Here is a 17403-nt window from a genome sequence, read left to right as displayed (position 1 = left end):
AAGCGCGACTGTATGCATGCGGCGCCGAAGTTACCCGCAGGTTGCGGGCAGCACGATTTCGACGCACAACCCCCCGCCTGCTCGATTCGCCGCGCGAATCCGGCCGCCATGCGCCTCCACGACACGCCGTGCGATCGCCAGCCCGAGGCCGTGCCCATCGTTGTATTGCGAACTTTCGCCGCGCATGAACGGCTCGAAGATCGCATTGAGCTCTTTCTCCGGCACACCGGGGCCTTGATCGAGAACGGCAAACCTCACGTCGTTCCCGCTGGCATCCAGATGGACTTCCAGCGCCACCATGCCGCCCTCCGGCGTGTGCCGCAGCGCATTGCGCACCACATTCTCCAGCGCGCGATGCAGCAGTTCGGCATTGCCCTTGACGAGCGCCTCGCCGCGCCCGGAATATTGCACCGTGCGCCCGATGTATTCAGCTTCGAAACGCGCATCGGCAACGACATCGGAAACCAGTTCGTCCATGCTTATTGTTTCATCCATCGCGCCCATCACGCCGGCCTCCAGGCGGGACAGCGTCAGCAGTTCTCCCACCAGTTTGTCCATGCGCTCGCTTTCGCGCTCGATGCGCCCCAGTGAAGATTCCAGCTTCTCCGGTTGTTGCCGCGCCAGTCCGATCGCCGCCTGCAGCCGGGCCAGGGGAGAGCGCAACTCGTGCGAAACGTCGTGCAGCAGGCGCCGTTGACCGTCGATCAAAGTGCTCAGGTGGCTGGCCATGCGGTCGAAATTGCGCCCGAGATCGGCCAGTTCATCGCTGCGTTTGCCCATGACGGGCCCCAGACGCACCGCCAGATCGCCGTTGACCACCGCTTCAAAGGCCGAGCGCAGGTTGCGGATCGGTTTCGAGAAATACCAGGCAAGCAGTGCCGCGAAAATGAGGCTGGCAAGCAGCGTCGCCACCAGCGGCACGACAGGGACAAAGGGAAAGCCAGGACGGGGAGGCCCGCCCGGACGCAGGAATCTGCCGGGCGGAAATGGCCTGCCATCGGGCCGGAGCTCCGGGCTGGGGGGCGGATTCCGGCCCAGCTGCGCCAGCCTTTCTTCCTGCGCGCGGTGCTCCAGCCAGAACGTGGTGCTGACCGCCGCAATGGTGGTCAGTTGCGCCAGCCAGATGAAAAAGAAAAATTTCCAGAACAGCCGGCCCACCCGATCACTCCTTGATGAGCTGGTAGCCCAGACGGTACACGGTCTGGATGCATGACCGGCCGTCGGCCAGCGTGCCGAGCTTGTGGCGGATACTGCTCAGATGCACGTCGATGCTGCGGTCGAAACGGGCCAGCGGGCGGCCCAGGCCCTGTTCGGACAGGGCGCTCTTGCTGACTGGCCGGCCAGCCTCGCGGGCCAGTACCTCGAGCAGGGTAAATTCCGTGCTGGTCAGATCCAGCGCCTTCTCCGCCCATTCCGCACGGCGCTGGCCCGGCCACATGACCAATGAACCAACAGTCAGCGTTGCCGGCTCGTTATCGGCCTGAGCGTTCTGGGTACGGCGCAGGATGGCCCGGATGCGGGCTGTCAGCTCGCGGGGGGTGCAGGGCTTGGGCACGTAATCGTCTGCTCCCAGTTCGAGGCCGACGATGCGATCCGTGTCGTCGCCCCTGGCGGTAAGCATGATCACCGGCAAGGTGCTCTTCATGCGGATGCGCCGCAAGGCTTCCACGCCGCTCAAGCGCGGCATCATCACATCCAGCACGGCGATCGCATACTGGCCTGACAAAGCTTCGGACACGCCCGACTCGCCGTCATGGACGGCAGCCACGTCGAATCCCTCCTGCTCCAGGTATTCCTTGAGCATCTCGACCAGCTCGACATCGTCGTCCACCAACAGAACCTTGGTCATTAAAGTACGCGCCGCCTTGAATATGAGCTGCTGATGATAGCGAAGCCCCGCCGCAGGGGACAGTGCCCGGCATCGAGATTTACATTAATTTACGTCCCCCGCCAGACAGCGGCAATTATTGCCGGAAGTCGCGCTGCACTGGCAAATTTCACGCTTCGAGCTTCTCCTGGCAGGCATTCCGGCCAGCCCGGTCAAAAAACCCGGAAACTCTTAACAGAACTTTACCTCGCTTAACACAAACCACCGCCAAGTTCGGGCTAATCTGGCCGATATATTGCATGCAGGCATGGTGCGGCAGCAGCCAGGCAACTCGCGGCACAGCACGCAATTTTCACAACCAGCAAAAAAGGAGTTAATCATGGTAAGCAGCATTGGAAGCAGTTCGGTTTCATCCCTGATGCAACGGCCCGACCCGTCGCAGATGGCCAGCAAGTTGTTCTCGAAACTGGACAGCAAGAACCAGGGCTACATCGAGAAAAGCGATCTACAGTCCGCCTTCGACCAGATTTCGGCTAACGGCAACTCGGGCAATACCGCCAGCGTCGACGAGGTTTTCAAGCAACTGGACGGCAACAACGACGGCAAGGTCACCAAACAGGAGATGTCCGACAGCCTGACCAAGATGGCGGAGCAATTGGACAGCCAGTTCAACAGCATGCGCACAAGCGGACAGGGTGGCATGCATGGAATGGGCGGCATGCCGCCGCCTCCGCCGCCGCAAGGTGCCGACAGCGCGGGTCTGACCAAGGATCAACTCACCAGCATGGCAAAGGAAACAGGCTCCACCGACAGCAAGCTGACGAACCTGGTGAACAATTTCGACAAAGCGGACACGGATGGCGATGGCAAGGTCAGCATGCAGGAAGCCATGGCTTTCGACCAGGCCAGCAAGTCGAGTTCGTCGTCTTCGGTTTCGGCCGATTCCGGCAGTGCCACTTCCTCGTCCAGCAGCACCAACAGCGAAGCTAATGTGATGATGAAGATCATGCAGCTGATGCATGCCTACGGCGGTTTGGGAACGGCGTCCAGCGAATCCTCCAGCAGCGGAACGCTTTCGACCTCGGCCTGATGCAGCAAGCCGCGTACCGGGCCGTCGTATGCTGAGCCCGGTTCGCGGCCATGCCCTTTACACGCTTTTACCCGGCGACAACACCTGTTTACATGCCCTTCGGTCAAACTTTCTCCAACGGTGCGGAAAATTCCCGCCGCCGCAAATCCCCGAAACGATTCGACAAGGAGCATGACATGAAAACCCGACTTATCCTCACCCGCTTCATGATCGCCAGCAGCATCGCGCTTGGCTTGCCCCTTGGTGCCGATGCCTTTCCCATGACAGACAAACCCGGCGGCTGTGGCGGCCCGATGCAGATGAGGGGCGAACCAGGCATGTTCGGCGGAAGCCACACTCAGCCATTCCTGCGCGGCCTCGACCTGAACGAATCCCAGCGCGACAAAATTTTCGACCTGATGCATGCCCAGGCGCCCGCCATGCGCGACCAGGCCAAGGCCCTGCACAAGTCGCAAATGGAACTGCGCCTGCTCGGCCTGTCGGGCGAATACAGCGAGGAAAAAGCGCAGGCGCTCGCTGAAGCCAGTGCCGGAGTTTTGGCGAAGATGGCGCAGATGCACGCCCGCACCGACCAGCAGATTTACCGGATATTGACGCCGGAGCAGCGCAAGCAACTGGAGGAACGCAGAGCACGCCCACAACAGATAGACATGCCATAAGCGAATGCGTGGTCTAATATTCCGCTCAATGAAGCACAAACCAGCCATGAAAAAACGCCCGGGCTTTGCCCTGCCTGCCCTCCTTCTTGCCCTGTTGAGCGGCTGCGCTGCGGTCGGGCCCGACTATGCCGGGCCCGCCATGGCCATACCCGGAAGCTGGGCGAACGCCCCGTCAACCCACGCCACGGCGCAAGACCTGTCGCGCTGGTGGCTGCAATTTCACGACCCGCTGCTGTCCGGTCTCATCGTGCAGTCGCTCCAGGCCAGCCCCGATCTCCGCAGTGCGCAGGCGAAACTGCGCGAAGCGCGCGCCCGGCGCGGACTGGCCGGCGCGAACCGGTTCCCGACCGTCAGCGCTGCCCTGTCCGAAACTCACAGCAAGAGCAGCGCCGCGAGCGCCGGCGGATTGACGCGCGATCTGTATAGCGCGGGCTTCGACGCCGGCTGGGAGCCGGACGTCTTCGGCGCCGCCCGGCGCGCGCTGGAGGCGGCCCAGGCTGACCTGGAGGGCAGCGAAGCCAGCCTGCATAACACCCAGGTTTCGCTGGTGGCGGAAGTGGCGCTCAACTACGTGGAACTGCGGGCTTTCCAGGCCCGGCTTGCCATTGCCCGGGACAATCTGGCGAGCCAGACGGAAACCCTGGAACTGACCGGCTGGCGCGCGGAAGCCGGGCTGACCAGTTCGCTCGACGTGGAGCAGGCGCGCACCAACCGGGAACAGACGCGCGCCCAGGTCCCCAGCCTGGAATCCAGCCTCGCCCAGGCGGAACACCGTCTGGCCATCCTCCTCGGCCAGGCGCCGGGTGCGCTGCACGACAAGCTGGCAACGCCCACTCCGATTCCGGCGGCGCCTGATAGCGTGGCGCTCGGCATCCCCGCCGACACCCTGCGCCAACGTCCCGATGTGCGCGTCGCCGAGCGCAAACTGGCGGCGGAAACCGCCCGCATCGGCGAGGCGACGGCAGCGCTGTATCCCGGTTTCACACTGTCCGGATCGATCGGCTGGGAAGCGCTGAGTTTCGGCGCGCTGGGCGGCGGCGACAGCCTCACCCGCTCCCTGCTCGGCAGCGTCGCCGCCACCATTTTCGACGGCGGCCGTATCCGCCAGCGCATCGAAATCCAGAACGCGATCCAGGAACAGGCCTTGGTCAACTATGAAAAAACCGTGCTCAATGCCCTGGAAGAGGTGGAAAACGCGCTGCTTTCCTACGCCAACAGCCGCAGGCGCGAACAGGCCCTGCGCGAGGCGGCCGATGCGGCGCACAACGCCGTGCTCATGGCGCGCCACCGTTACGCCACCGGCATCACCGATTTCCAGAAAGTGCTGGATACCGAGCGCACCCTGCTCACGGTTCAGGACAGCCTGAAAACCACGCAAGCGGAAAGCATTTCCGCCCTGATCCGCCTCTACAAGGCTCTCGGCGGCGGCTGGCAGTCTGCTGCCGGCGGCGAAATCACACTCCTTCAGCAAGGCAGCACATCATGAGCAACGCCCACCTCGAAGAGAAAGACCCGCTTGCCCGCATCGTCGCGGCAGAAAAATCCGCCCGCTTCCTGGGCCTCTCCATCCGTATCTGGCTGATCGGCGTCCTGGTCGTGCTGCTGGCGAGCGGGGCCTTTTACCTGCGCTCCCGCAACGCTGCCGCCGCGCCCCAATACCTCAGCGAGGAAGCGGTGCGCGGCAATCTCACCGTCACGGTATCGGCCACCGGCAATCTGCAACCCACCAACCAGGTGGACGTGGGCAGCGAGTTGTCCGGCACCATCGAAGCAGTACTGGTGGACGACAACGACCGGGTGCAGAAAGGCCAGCTTCTCGCCCGGCTCGACCTTTCCAAGCTGAACGACCAGGTCGCCAAATCCCAGGCGGCGCTTGCCTCTGCCGCAGCCCAGGTGGAGCAGATGCAGGCGACCGTAGAGGAATCCCGCACCAACCTTGCGCGCCTGCGCCAGGTGGCGGAACTCTCCGGCGGCAAGGTGCCGTCCAGGGCTGAACTCGAAACCGCGCAAGCCACCCTGAAGCGGGCCATCGCCAACGAAGCGGGCGCCCATGCCGCGGTGACGCAGGCACGGGCGACGCTCAAATCCGACCAGACCAACCTGGCCAAGGCCTCGATCCGTTCGCCCATCGACGGCGTGGTGCTGGCGCGCAAGGTGGAGCCGGGCCAGACCGTCGCCGCTTCCCTCCAGGCCCCGGTGCTGTTCACCCTGGCCGAAAACCTGGCGCAGATGGAACTCCAGGTGGACGTGGACGAAGCCGACGTGGGCCAGGTGCGCGCCGGGCAGTCCGCCACCTTCAACGTGGACGCCTACGCCGGACGCAAGTACCCGGCGCGCATCGTCCGCGTCGGTTACGGCTCGCAGACCAAGGACGGGGTGGTGTCCTACAAGACCATCCTCAAGGTCGGCAACGACGACCTCAGCCTGCGTCCCGGCATGACGGCCACCTCGGAGATCACCACCACCCAGCGCGAGAACGTGCTGCTGGTGCCGAATGCCGCGCTGCGCTTCACCCCGCCAAACCAATCCGCTGCCAACAATAAAAAGAAAGACAGCTTCGTTTCCAGCCTGCTGCCCAAGCCGCCCGCCAGCACCTCGTCGAAACCGGCCAGCGCCGCCGTCAAGGGCGGCACGCAACAGGTGTGGGTGCTGCGCGACGGCCAGCCCGCGGCCGTGCCGGTCCGCGTGGGCGCGAGCAACGGGCGCCAGACCGAAGTGAGCGGCGGCGAGTTGGAACCAGGCATGCAGGTCATCACGGAAAGCGTGGTCGCGCCGAAATGAGCAGCAACAACGCAGCGGCCCCGCTCATCGAACTGAGCGCCATCACCAAGACCTACGGCCAGGGCCAGGTTGCATTCCAGGCCCTGCGCGGCATCGACCTCGCGATCCATGAAGGGGAGTTCGTCGCCATCATGGGACCGAGCGGATCGGGCAAGTCCACGGCGATGAACATCCTCGGCTGCCTCGACATCCCCAGCAGCGGCGCCTACCGATTTCGCGGCGTCCATGTCGAACAGATGAACCGCAACCAGCGCGCCCTGCTGCGCCGCCATTACCTCGGCTTCGTGTTCCAGGGCTTCAACCTGCTGGCGCGCACCTCGGCGCAGGAAAACGTGGAACTGCCCCTGCTCTATCGCGGCGAAAGCGCCGCCGCGCGCCACGCGGCGGCACGCGCAGCGCTGACATCGGTGGGCCTCAAGGGGTGGGAACACCACACCCAGGCGGAACTCTCCGGCGGCCAGCAGCAACGGGTCGCCGTGGCCCGCGCCATCGTCACCAAACCGACCCTGCTGCTGGCGGACGAGCCCACCGGCAACCTGGACAGTAAAACCAGTCACGAAATCATGGCGCTGCTGACCGCCCTCAACCGCGATCAGGGCATCACCATCCTGATGGTCACCCACGAACCGGAAATGGCCCGATACGCCCAGCGCATCGTACATTTCGTGGACGGTCTGGTGGACAGCGACACCCGCAACGGGGGAAATATTTAATGCTGTGGAACACGCTCCTGCTTGCCCTGCGCGAAATCCGGCGCAACCTGATGCGCTCCTTCCTCACCATCCTCGGCATCGTCATCGGCGTCAGCGCGGTGATCACCATGGTGACCCTGGGCAACGGCGCCACCAAGGTGGTGTCGGACCAGATTTCCAGCCTCGGCAGCAACCTGCTGATGGTGCGCCCCGGCAAGCGCTTAGGTCCGGGGCGGGATTCCGCCGGCGCGCCCAATTTCAAGCTCGCCGACGCCGATGCCATCCGTACCCAGATCAACGGCCTGGAGGCGGTTGCGCCGACGGTCAACCGCAGCGTGACCGTGGTCTACGGCGCCAAGAACTGGTCCACCACCATCAACGGCAGCACCAATGCCTACTTCCAGACCGGCAACTGGAAGCTGGCCGCCGGGCGCGTGTTCAGCGAGGCCGAAGAGCGCGCCGGCAAATCGGTGTGCGTGATCGGCGAGAGCGTGCGGCGCGAACTGTTCGGCAGCCAGAACCCGCTCGGCAACGAGATCCGCATCAAGCAGTTCTCCTGCGAAATCGTCGGCCTGCTGGCGTCGAAAGGCCAGGGTGCGATGGGCATGGATCAGGACGACACGGTGATCATGCCGCTGCGCACCGTGCAGCGGCGGCTGACCGGCAGCCAGGACGTGAGCACGCTCATGGTCTCGGTGAAAGCCGGCGCATCCAACGCCAAGGTGATCGAGCAGATCAACCTGCTGATGCGCGAGCGGCGCAAGATTTCGGATAACGAGGAAGACGATTTCAACGTCCTCGACACCAAGCAAATCGCGGAAACCCTGTCCGGCACCATCCGTATCATGACCGCCCTGCTCGGCGCGGTGGCGGCGGTGAGTTTGCTGGTGGGCGGCATCGGCATCATGAACATCATGCTGGTGTCGGTGACCGAGCGCACCCGGGAAATCGGCATCCGCCTCGCCATCGGCGCGCTGGAACGGGAAGTGTTGCTGCAGTTCCTGATCGAGGCGGTGGCCCTGTCCTCCTTCGGCGGGCTGGTCGGCATCGCGCTGGCCACGGCGGCCTCGGTCGGGCTGGCGCAATTGATGCAGGTGCCTTTCCTCTTCAACCCCGGCATCAACCTGCTGTCTTTCCTGTTCTCGGCTGCGATCGGCGTGATTTTCGGCTACTTCCCGGCACAGCGCGCGGCCCGGCTCGACCCCATCGAGGCGCTGCGGCACGAGTAAACCCCGTCTCCTTCCCGATTAACTGCTATTCAGGGCAAGCGGCAACCGCCGCCCCTCGTACTTTCAATCCCATCCCCACACGGAGATATGCATGCAAGACCTACACGAAACCTGGATCGCCATAAAACTCGGCGGGATGATCATCCTGCCCTTGTCGCTGCTGGCGGTCATCGCCCTGGCCATCATGCTCGAGAAGGCGTACGTCTATTGGCGCTACGCCCGCCTGCCGCTCGACCTGCTCCGACTCGCCGAGACTTATGGCTTCGCCTGGGACGAACTGGAGAAAAGGCTTTACGGCTTGAGCGAGCGCCACTATTTCAGGCGCTTTTTCGAGGTGGTCATCGCCAACCGGCGGCGTCCCGCATGGTGGACCGAATCCCGTGCGGCAGACGAAGCCCAGCTGATCGAAACATCCCTCGCCCGCAGGTTGTGGGTGCTGGAGACCATCGTCACCGCCGCACCCCTGCTCGGGCTGATGGGCACCATCGGCGGCATGATGGATGCCTTCAGGATCATAGGCGGCAGCGGCATCGTGAATCCCACCGGGGTGACGGGCGGCGTGGCCCAGGCGCTGATTGCCACGGCCATCGGCTTGATGATCGCGGTGATTGCCCTGTTCGGCTTCAATTATTTCTCGCGTGTGCAATCGCAAACGATGGACGAAATGGAACGCCTCGGCACACGTCTGATCGACCACATCCGCCTCGACCAGCAGGGTGACGCCCATGAAGCTGCGTAAGCCCCGGACGTACCGCAAGGGGCGCATTGAAATCATCCCGATGATCGACGTGATGTTCTTCCTGCTGGCGACCTTCATGCTGTCCTCTCTGTCGATGCAGAACCTCGATTCGCTGCAAGTGAACCTGCCCCAGGGGAAAGCAGAGAAGCTCAAGGCAGATTCGCCGGTCACCCTGACGCTGACCGCCGACAGCAAAATCCTTGTCAACCGCACGCCGGTGACCCTGCAAACCCTGGCCGCCACGCTCGGGCCGCTGCTGAAAAATTCGCAACAGGGCGTCGTGGTGTCGGCGGACAATGCCGCGCCGCAGGGCATCGTGGTGCAGGCGATGCTGCAGGCCCGTGCCGCCGGCGCCCGGAACTTCCTGATCGCGGTAAAACATGAGTAATGCGGCAAGCTCGCCGGATTTCCTGCCAAGGGAGGTTCGGCATGCCATATGCGGCAACTGTGGCGAGATCGTGCGCGTCCATATGCCCGATTCCCGCCCCAGGGAGATCAGGCTGTGGTGGCCGATACCGCTGGCGGCGATCATGTGGCTGGCGATCATGTGGAAATTCGCCCCCTCCCTGATCGTCCCCAAGGTCGAAACGGCAGCGCCCGCACCCGTGGAAGCACGTTTTGTGGAATTGCCCGAAGTGGCAGCCGAACTTCCGGCAAAGCCGGCGGAAGTTCGGCCCAAATCCCCGCCCAGACCGGCGGACAAACCCAAAATAAAACCGCCCCCTGACGCGGCTCCCCGTACCGACATCGCAGCAGTCAAGCCCGAGATTCCGGCAGATGCCGCACCGGATTTATCGCCACCGACGGACTTGATGGCCTTCGTCAATGCCGCCAGAGAGCGTCGCCGCGCAGCGGAGATGCCTGCCGCACGCGAGCCTTCGGCGGACGAGGTCAGGATGGCGAACATCAAGCGCAACCTCCAGCCGCAAGGCACGAACGGGGTATTCCAAATCATCAGCTTGGGCCTGCATACGGGTAAATTTTCATTTCGCGGCTGGACAACGGGGTCGAGCAATTCACGGCGCGAATTGATCGAGGTCGATGCGGGACCAAATGGCGATTTGGAGCGCGCCATGGTACGCAGCATGATTGAACTGATTCGCAAATATTACAAAGGCGATTTTAATTGGGAATCGCAGCGCCTCGACCGCGTGATTGTGCTTTCCGCGCGCATGGAAGATAACGCGGGACTGGAAGATTTCTTGATGCGTGAGTTTTTTGGAGCCAGCGCCGAACCTCGCAGGCTTGCATCACGAAAAGGGATGCCGCCATGGCAAGCCGCGCCATGAATTCTTTCTTGCCCGCCCCTGCTCGCCGGCGCTCAAATCGGCTTAATGAGTAATCCGGACTGTTTATTTGTTGCGGATATAGCGCGCGTCGTCGAAGGTCGACACCCATTCCGGCTTGTACACCACCATCAGGGTGGCCAGCATGCCGGTCAGCACCGCCTCGGACCAAGCCATCAGCAAGTAGTAGGGCAGGTAGTTGCTGATGAGGTAATCCGTCGAATAAGCGCCGGACAACGCAAACATGCCGGTCACCGCCAGGCCGACGACAGTCATCGCCAGCGCCCCTCCCAGAAAGGCGTTGATGAAAATATAGACAAAAAAGTGATTGGGCAATTTGCCGTCCGCCAGGCGGTAAATGGCATAGCTCACCGCCACCGGCAACGCCCCCATCAGCAAGGCGTTGGCAGGGAAGCTTTCCCAGCCGCTGTAGCCGAAATAAGTCACCCCCAGCAGGACCACGCTCAGGCCGACAATGGCAAGGTAAGGCCCGAACATCAGGGTAAACAGGGTCGCGCCGAGCACGTGGAAATTCAGCCCCGGCTTGATGCCGGTCTTGAGATAGCTCCACATCAACATCAGCGACACGCAGGTGCCGAGCCAGAGATGAAGCTGCTCGTTGTCGCGCAGCCGGCGCCACGGCGCGGCATAAAGCGCGCCCCCCAGCACCACGGCATACAGGGCGTATGCGAACCAGTACCAGGCAGCCGGCAGGAGATGGTCGGGCAAATTCATCGTGATATTTTACGCTATACTTTGGCGCTCAATTTAACGTGGAGTAAGAATCTTGCGATTGGCGCTTTTCGACCTGGACAACACGCTGCTCGCCGGCGACAGCGATTTCGAATGGGCTCAGTTCCTGATCGAGCAGGGCGTGCTCGACCAGGAAGTCTATGAAGCGCGCAACCAGGCGTTTTACGACCAGTACAAGGCGGGTACGCTGGACATCCACGAATTCCTCGATTTCCAGCTCAAGCCCCTGGCGCGCCACACGCGCAGCCAGCTCGATGCCTGGCATCGCGAATTCATGCAACGCAAGATCCTGCCCATCGTCACCGCCAAGGGGCGGGAGCTGGTGAAGCGGCATCTGCAGGAAGCCGACCTGGTCGCCATCGTGACCGCCACCAACAGCTTCGTCACCCGCCCCATTGCGCAGGAATTCGGTGTGGAACACCTGATCGCCACCGAACCAGAACAGGTGAACGGCGAATTTACCGGCAAGGTGTCCGGCACGCCTTCCTTCCGCGAAGGCAAAATCACCCGCCTCGACGCCTGGCTGGCCAGCCGCGGCGTCCAGTGGGGCGACGTGACGGAAAGCCACTTCTACAGCGACTCGCTGAACGACCTGCCGCTGCTGCAGCGCGTCAGCCACCCTGTCGCGGTCGACCCGGACCCCACCCTCAAGGCACACGCAGAACGGCACGGCTGGCCGATCCTCAGCCTGCGCTGATGCGCCATCGCCTGCTGTTCTACGGTCTCCTGCTGCTCGCCCCCGCCAGCCTGGCGGCTGCTTTGCTGAGCGGCAGCGCGGACCTTTCGCTGACGCAACTTTTCGACGGCAACGGCACGTCGCGGGAAATTCTCTGGCAACTGCGCGCCCCGCGCGCCGCCAGCGCCTTTGCCTGCGGCGCCCTGCTGGCGCTGTCTGGCGTGCTGCTGCAAGTCCTGTTGCGCAACCCGCTGGCCGACCCCTACCTGCTCGGCATCTCCGGCGGCGCGGCGGTGGGCGCGCTGGGCGCGATGCTGCTGGGGCTGGCCGCGGCAGTGCAGTTCGCCGCGCTGGGCGGCGCGCTCGGCGCCATGCTGCTGGTACTGGCCCTGAGCTTCAACCGCCACGCCTGGAGCATGCACCACCTGCTGCTCACCGGTGTGGCCCTGTCCGCCGGGTTCGGCGCGCTGATCAGCCTGATGCTCAGCCTCGCGCCCGGCAGCGGCCTGCACGGCATGCTGTACTGGCTCATGGGCGACCTGTCCTACGCCCGGCAACCGGCCCTGGCATGGACCGCGCTGCTTGCCACCGGCAGCGCGGGCTGGATGCTGGCGCGCCATCTCGACGTGCTGGCCATCGGCGAACTGAAGGCAAAATCCCTCGGCGTCGCAGTACTGCCGCTGCAGGGCGGCATTTACCTCGCGGCGGCAGTAGCCACCACCGCCGCGGTACTGGAAGGCGGCAGCATCGGCTTCGTCGGCCTGATCGTGCCGCACCTGCTGCGCCTGCTCGGCGTGCACAGCCACCGCTGGCTGGTGCCCTGCGCCATCCTGCTGGGCGGCAGCTTCCTCACCCTGGCCGACACCCTGGCGCGCAGCGTGATCGCGCCGCAACAATTGCCGGCCGGCGTGCTGACCGCCCTGCTCGGCGTGCCGCTGCTGTTGTTCCTGCTGTCCCGGCAAGATGCCCGACAAAATTGTTAAGTACTGAAAATCTCCATCTTGAAGTGCCCGGCAAGGTGCTTTGCCAGGACCTGACGCTGAGTCTGGAAGCGGGCCAATGCTGGGCCGTGCTGGGCAAGAACGGCAGCGGCAAGACCACCCTGCTGCACGCACTGAGCGGGCTCGGCAAGCCCGCCGCCGGCCGCGTATGCCTGGACGGCCTGCCGCTGAGTGAAATTCCGCGCCGCCGGCTGGCGCAGCGCGTCGGCGCCCTGCTGCAGGAAGAAACCACGGCATTTTCCGGCACGGCGCTGGATTACGTGCTGCTGGGCCGCTTCCCCCATAGCGCCACGCTGACGCCGGACATCAGCGACATCGCCGCTGCGCGCCGCGCATTGCAGCTTGTCGGCATGGCGCACGCCGAGCGGCAGGCGCTGAGCACGCTGTCCGGCGGAGAACGCCAGCGCGTGCGCATCGCCCTGCTGCTGGCGCAGGCGCCGGACATCTATTTTCTCGACGAACCGCTGCAGCATCTCGACCTGCCGCACCAGCTCGCCGTGATGCAGCTTTTCCGCCAGCTCGCCCGCGACGCAGGGAAAACCGTGGTGATGGTGCTGCACGACATCTTCTGGGCCAGCCGCTTCTGCGATCACGCGCTGCTGATCCATGACGGCGGCAAAATCGCAGGCGGCGACACGCCTCTCATGATCACGCAAAATGCCATGGAAAACCTTTACCAGTGCCGCTTTCAGACGGTCGCAACAAGTGATGGCAATTATTTCCTGCCCACCTTAGAATAAGCTCACGAAGTCAACAGCAAAACAATCCCCGGATTCCCGATGAAATTCTTCCAGCCCCGCACCCTGCACATGCGCATCATGCTCGCCATCGCCATGCTGCAGTTGCTGGTGGTGGGGTTGTTCAGCCTCTACATGCTGATCCAGCAGGTCGGCACCGAGATCACCAACCGCCAGGTGCTGGGACACAAGATGATCGCCATTACGGCGCCCGCGGTCACCCATCTCATCGAGTTCGACCCGCACGGCATCGACACTTACCTCGGCACCGTGCTCGGCGACCGCGCCATCAGCGCCATCACCGTCAAGGACGGCCAGGGCAACCAGCTGTTCCAGCAATCCAAGGAAGTCATCCCGTTGCACCCGGTGGCGGGCTGGTTCCAGGCGGCCGAACTCAAGCCCACGGTGACGACGGAATTGAAATCTTCACGCGGCTCTTTGGGCCTGATCACCGTCCAGCTGTCGAATGACGTCCTGAACGAAAAAATCCACACTTTGCTCAACGACGTGTCCTACCTCTTCATGCTGCTGCTCGGAGTGGACCTGATCGCCATCCAGCTGCTGGTGAAGTCGGTGATGGCCCCGCTCACGCCGCTTGCCGCCATGGCCAGGGAAGTCTCGCAGGGCAACTGGGACAAGACCATGCTGGCGACCGCGGCCAATGCCAGCGACGAAGTGAAGAACCTCTCCGACGCCTTCGTCGAGAGCGCCAAGACCATGAAGCGTCAGATTCGCGAACTGGAGCAAACGCGCAGCCAGCTGGCGGAAAACGAGCTCAAGCTGCGCAACCTGGTGAACAACATGCAGGAAGTGCTGCTGGAGGTGGACCAGTCCGGCCATATCACCTTCCTCAACCCGACCTGGGAAGCGCTCACCGGCTATGCCACCGAAACCACACTGCACCGCCCCTTCGCCGAATTCCTGATCCAGCCCAAGCACCAGAGTTATTTCGAAGTCGGCCGGCTGGTACATATCCCGCTCACCGATCTGCAACTGGAAGTGCGCGCCCGCGACGGCAAATCGGTGTGGATGCAGATGAGCACCTCGCTGCAGCGCGACGAGTCGGGCACCGTCACCGGGCTGATCAGCACGCTGGAAGACGTCACCGAGACACTGCATCTTCAGGAACTGCAGCGCCAGCACGAGCAGGATCTCTACCGCCTCACCATCACCGACCCGCTCACCGGTGTATACAACCGCCGCCACTTCGACGACCTGCTCGAAAACCTGCTGCACATGAACCTGCACAAGAACCTGCCGCTGGCGCTGGTGATCGTGGACATCGACGGATTCAAGTTCATCAACGACACCTACGGCCACCCGGTAGGCGACGAAGTATTGCGCAAGGTGGCCAGTACGCTGCGAGCCAACGAACACCAGGGCGGCGCGGTAGCACGCATCGCCGGCGACGAATTCGCCATCCTGCTGCAAAACGTGAACGCGGAAGAGGCCAGCCGCATCGGACACATGATCCACGAAGACCTCAGCCGCATCGTCCTGCCCCTCACCGTCGGCCAGCTGACCATACAAACCTCGATCGGTATCGCGGTGGCGCCGCTGCACGGCAAGATCCCTCTCGACCTGGTGCGCGCCGCCGACGTGGCGCTCTATCACGCCAAACAGAGCGGGCGCAACCGCGTGGACACGCTGTCCAAGGAGCGCGGCGAAGCCATCATGGACATCTTCTCGCAGGGATTCGAACTGCGCAACGCCATCTCCGCCGGCATGATCCTGCCTTTCATGCAGCCCATCGTCGACCTAAAGACGCGCAAGATATTCGCCTACGAAGTGCTGACGCGCATGCGGCGCGGCGACGGTTTCGTGCCCGCGGACGATTTCATCCCCATCGCCGAGGATCTCGGCCTGATCCGCGACATGGACCTGTTCGTGATCGGCGAGTCGCTGCGCCTGATCCCCAAGAACGTGCACCTGTTCGTCAACATCAGCCTGAACTCCTTCTTCGCCCCGGAATTCACCCAGCAACTGCGCGACCTGCTGCATTCCCCCATCGCCAAGGGACGCCCGATCACGCTGGAATTCACCGAACGCCAGACCACGGAAATGTCCGCGGAATTCATCAAGATGTTCAACGAAATTCGCGCCGGGGGCTGCAATGTCGCGCTCGACGATTTCGGCGTCGGCTACTCCACTTATAGCTACCTGCCAACTGCGCCCGGAATTCGTCAAGATCGACGGCAGCTTCGTGCTGCAGCTCAAGGAAAACGTGGAAGACGTGAAGATCGTCGAACAGATCCGCGAACTGGCCAATGTGATCGGCGCGCACACCATCGCCGAACACATCGAAGACGAGGAAACCATCGCCATGCTGATCAAGATGGGCGTGAACTACGGCCAGGGCTACTATTTCAGCAAGCCGGTCAACGTGCAGGACAAGCACTGGCTGACGGCAGATCTTGTATAATCACCCATTAATTAGCCCCGCCTCCAAACACGGAGCAGAGAAACCCAATAATCCATGATACGTAAATTCATCCGCAAAGTTTTCAGCAAAGCAGCCCCAAAAACCGGCCTGCGCGACAAGCCCCAGATCATCTCCGAGAGCAAGCACGGCATCCGCCGCAACCAGCTCAGCCCTTGCGCCCTCAAGGTCACGGGCGAGTTGCAGCACGCCGGCTACGCCGCCTTCGTGGTGGGTGGCGCAGTGCGCGACCTGCTGCTGGGCAAGACGCCGAAGGATTACGACGTCGCCACCGACGCCACGCCGGAAGAGGTGCGCAACCTGTTCCGCCGCTCGCGCATCATCGGCCGCCGCTTCCGCCTGGTCCACGTCATGTGCGGCGCGGAAACCATCGAGGTTTCCACCTTCCGCGGCAGCGGCGCGCCCGCCCCGGACGAAGAGGAAGATCAAGGCAACAGCGGGCTGCACGTCACCAACGCCAACGGCCGCATCCTGCGCGACAACGTATTCGGTTCCCAGGCGGAAGACGCGCTGCGCCGCGACTTCACCATCAACGCCATGTTCTACCACCCCGGCAACGGCGAAATCTGGGACTACCACAACGGTTACAAGGACGCCAAAGCCGGCGTGCTGCGCATCATCGGCGACCCACGCACCCGCTACCAGGAAGACCCGGTGCGCATGCTGCGTGCCGCGCGCTTCGCGGCGAAGCTGGAGTTCCAGCTCGACCCCGCCACCCGCGCACCCATCGCCGGACTCGGCCACCTGCTGGAAGATGTCCCGCCCTCGCGCCTGTTCGACGAGATCCTCAAGCTGCTGCTCTCCGGCCACGCCCAGCGCAGCCTCAAGCAGTTGCGCGCCGAGGGCCTGCACCACGGCGTGCTGCCGCTGCTCGACGTGATCCTGGAACAGCCGATGGGCGAGCGCTTCGTCACCCTCGCCCTGCACGAGACCGACCTGCGCATCAAGGAAGACAAACCCGTGTCGCCGGCCTTCCTGTTCGCCGCGCTGTTGTGGCATGAGGTGCTGGCGCTGTCGAAAACAATCGAAGACGGCGGCGAACGCACGGCGCCGGCGCTGTACCAGGCCATGGACCGGGTGATCCAGACCCAGGTGGAAATGCTCGCCATCCCGCGCCGCTTCACTTCCACCATGAAGGAAATCTGGGGGCTGCAGCCACGTTTCATGCAGCGCGCCGGCAAGCGGCCTTTCGCACTGCTTTCCCACCCACGCTTCCGTGCCGGCTTCGATTTCCTGCTGCTGCGCTGCGAAAGCGGCGAAGTGGAAATGGAACTCGGCCGCTGGTGGGAGAAATTCCAGCACGCCGGCGACGCGCAGCGCGCCGAAATGCTGCAGCCCGACACCGCCCCCAAGAAGCGCCGGCGCCGGCGCAAGCCGAAGAACGCAGGCAGCGCTGCGCTGGACACCGACTTGGCAGCGGAAGATTGAACCTGATAACCGCTTTAGCCACAGAGTTCACAGAGGAAAAACCATTGGTTGCCACAAGCACTGG

17 protein-coding genes and 1 pseudogene are annotated in these 17403 nt (G+C 63.4%); 15 read left to right on the top strand and 3 right to left on the bottom strand.

Going from position 1 to position 17403, the window contains the following annotated elements:
* Positions 1–30 precede the first annotated feature (30 nt).
* Positions 31–1158 carry an ATP-binding protein gene (locus SKTS_RS07865; RefSeq protein WP_173062840.1) on the bottom strand — a complete coding sequence of 376 codons (1128 nt, stop codon included), beginning with the start codon at positions 1156–1158 and terminating at the stop codon, positions 31–33.
* A gap of 4 nt (positions 1159–1162) precedes the next feature.
* Positions 1163–1849 carry a response regulator transcription factor gene (locus SKTS_RS07860; protein WP_173062838.1) on the bottom strand — a complete coding sequence of 229 codons (687 nt, stop codon included), beginning with the start codon at positions 1847–1849 and terminating at the stop codon, positions 1163–1165.
* Positions 1850–2207: 358 nt separating this feature from the next.
* Here SKTS_RS07860 and SKTS_RS07855 point away from each other — a divergent pair, with 358 nt between their 5' ends.
* The 9 genes from SKTS_RS07855 to SKTS_RS07815 all read left to right on the top strand — a co-directional run bounded on the left by SKTS_RS07855 (position 2208) and on the right by SKTS_RS07815 (position 10307).
* Positions 2208–2918: an EF-hand domain-containing protein gene (locus SKTS_RS07855; protein WP_244617475.1), complete on the top strand. Its 711-nt coding sequence runs from the start codon at positions 2208–2210 to the stop codon at positions 2916–2918.
* Between the two features lie 176 nt (positions 2919–3094).
* Positions 3095–3577, top strand: a complete 483-nt coding sequence (locus SKTS_RS07850) for a Spy/CpxP family protein refolding chaperone (RefSeq protein ID WP_173062835.1) — start codon at positions 3095–3097, stop codon at positions 3575–3577.
* Positions 3578–3623: 46 nt separating this feature from the next.
* Positions 3624–5063 carry an efflux transporter outer membrane subunit gene (locus SKTS_RS07845; protein ID WP_173062832.1) on the top strand — a complete coding sequence of 480 codons (1440 nt, stop codon included), beginning with the start codon at positions 3624–3626 and terminating at the stop codon, positions 5061–5063.
* Positions 5060–6358 (top strand): efflux RND transporter periplasmic adaptor subunit, encoded by a 1299-nt coding sequence (locus SKTS_RS07840; RefSeq protein ID WP_173062829.1) that lies wholly within the window; start codon positions 5060–5062, stop codon positions 6356–6358. Before SKTS_RS07845 ends, SKTS_RS07840 begins: the two co-directional genes overlap by 4 nt.
* Complete coding sequence (locus SKTS_RS07835) at positions 6355–7071, top strand: ABC transporter ATP-binding protein (RefSeq protein ID WP_173062825.1); 717 nt, start codon at positions 6355–6357, stop codon at positions 7069–7071. Before SKTS_RS07840 ends, SKTS_RS07835 begins: the two co-directional genes overlap by 4 nt.
* Positions 7071–8279 (top strand): ABC transporter permease, encoded by a 1209-nt coding sequence (locus SKTS_RS07830; protein WP_173062822.1) that lies wholly within the window; start codon positions 7071–7073, stop codon positions 8277–8279. Before SKTS_RS07835 ends, SKTS_RS07830 begins: the two co-directional genes overlap by 1 nt.
* A 91-nt stretch (positions 8280–8370) precedes the next feature.
* On the top strand, positions 8371–9018 hold the full coding sequence (locus SKTS_RS07825; protein WP_173062820.1) for a MotA/TolQ/ExbB proton channel family protein: 648 nt from the start codon (positions 8371–8373) through the stop codon (positions 9016–9018).
* Entirely contained in the window at positions 9005–9406 is a 402-nt protein-coding gene (locus tag SKTS_RS07820; protein WP_173062817.1) for an ExbD/TolR family protein, read from the top strand. The genes SKTS_RS07825 and SKTS_RS07820 overlap by 14 nt, the downstream gene beginning before the upstream one ends.
* Before the next feature lie 142 nt (positions 9407–9548).
* Positions 9549–10307: a hypothetical protein gene (locus SKTS_RS07815; protein WP_244617474.1), complete on the top strand. Its 759-nt coding sequence runs from the start codon at positions 9549–9551 to the stop codon at positions 10305–10307.
* Between the two features lie 63 nt (positions 10308–10370).
* On the opposite strand, the gene SKTS_RS07810 is transcribed toward SKTS_RS07815, so the two are convergent.
* On the bottom strand, positions 10371–11039 hold the full coding sequence (locus SKTS_RS07810) for an energy-coupling factor ABC transporter permease (protein ID WP_173062814.1): 669 nt from the start codon (positions 11037–11039) through the stop codon (positions 10371–10373).
* A gap of 52 nt (positions 11040–11091) precedes the next feature.
* Here SKTS_RS07810 and SKTS_RS07805 point away from each other — a divergent pair, with 52 nt between their 5' ends.
* The 6 genes and pseudogenes from SKTS_RS07805 (at position 11092) to pcnB (ending at position 17339) form a co-directional block, all read left to right on the top strand.
* The gene (locus SKTS_RS07805) at positions 11092–11754 is read left to right on the top strand and encodes a histidinol-phosphatase (protein WP_173062811.1); all 663 of its coding nucleotides are present in this window, start codon (positions 11092–11094) and stop codon (positions 11752–11754) included.
* Complete coding sequence (locus SKTS_RS07800) at positions 11754–12716, top strand: FecCD family ABC transporter permease (RefSeq protein WP_173062808.1); 963 nt, start codon at positions 11754–11756, stop codon at positions 12714–12716. The genes SKTS_RS07805 and SKTS_RS07800 overlap by 1 nt, the downstream gene beginning before the upstream one ends.
* A complete protein-coding gene (locus SKTS_RS07795) occupies positions 12710–13474 on the top strand; it encodes an ABC transporter ATP-binding protein (protein ID WP_173062806.1) in 765 nt (254 codons plus the stop codon). Before SKTS_RS07800 ends, SKTS_RS07795 begins: the two co-directional genes overlap by 7 nt.
* Before the next feature lie 39 nt (positions 13475–13513).
* Positions 13514–15667, top strand: a pseudogene (locus SKTS_RS07790) (putative bifunctional diguanylate cyclase/phosphodiesterase); the annotation flags it as partial.
* On the top strand, positions 15585–15893 hold the full coding sequence (locus SKTS_RS19210) for an EAL domain-containing protein (RefSeq protein ID WP_483316184.1): 309 nt from the start codon (positions 15585–15587) through the stop codon (positions 15891–15893). The pseudogene SKTS_RS07790 and the gene SKTS_RS19210, both read left to right, overlap by 83 nt.
* A 54-nt stretch (positions 15894–15947) precedes the next feature.
* Positions 15948–17339 carry a polynucleotide adenylyltransferase PcnB gene (pcnB, locus tag SKTS_RS07785; protein WP_173062788.1) on the top strand — a complete coding sequence of 464 codons (1392 nt, stop codon included), beginning with the start codon at positions 15948–15950 and terminating at the stop codon, positions 17337–17339.
* Positions 17340–17403 lie beyond the last annotated feature (64 nt).

This window comes from Sulfurimicrobium lacus (genome assembly GCF_011764585.1).
GTDB classification, from domain to species: Bacteria; Pseudomonadota; Gammaproteobacteria; order Burkholderiales; family Sulfuricellaceae; genus Sulfurimicrobium; species Sulfurimicrobium lacus.
This window is presented reverse-complemented; position numbering and strand designations above follow the sequence as displayed.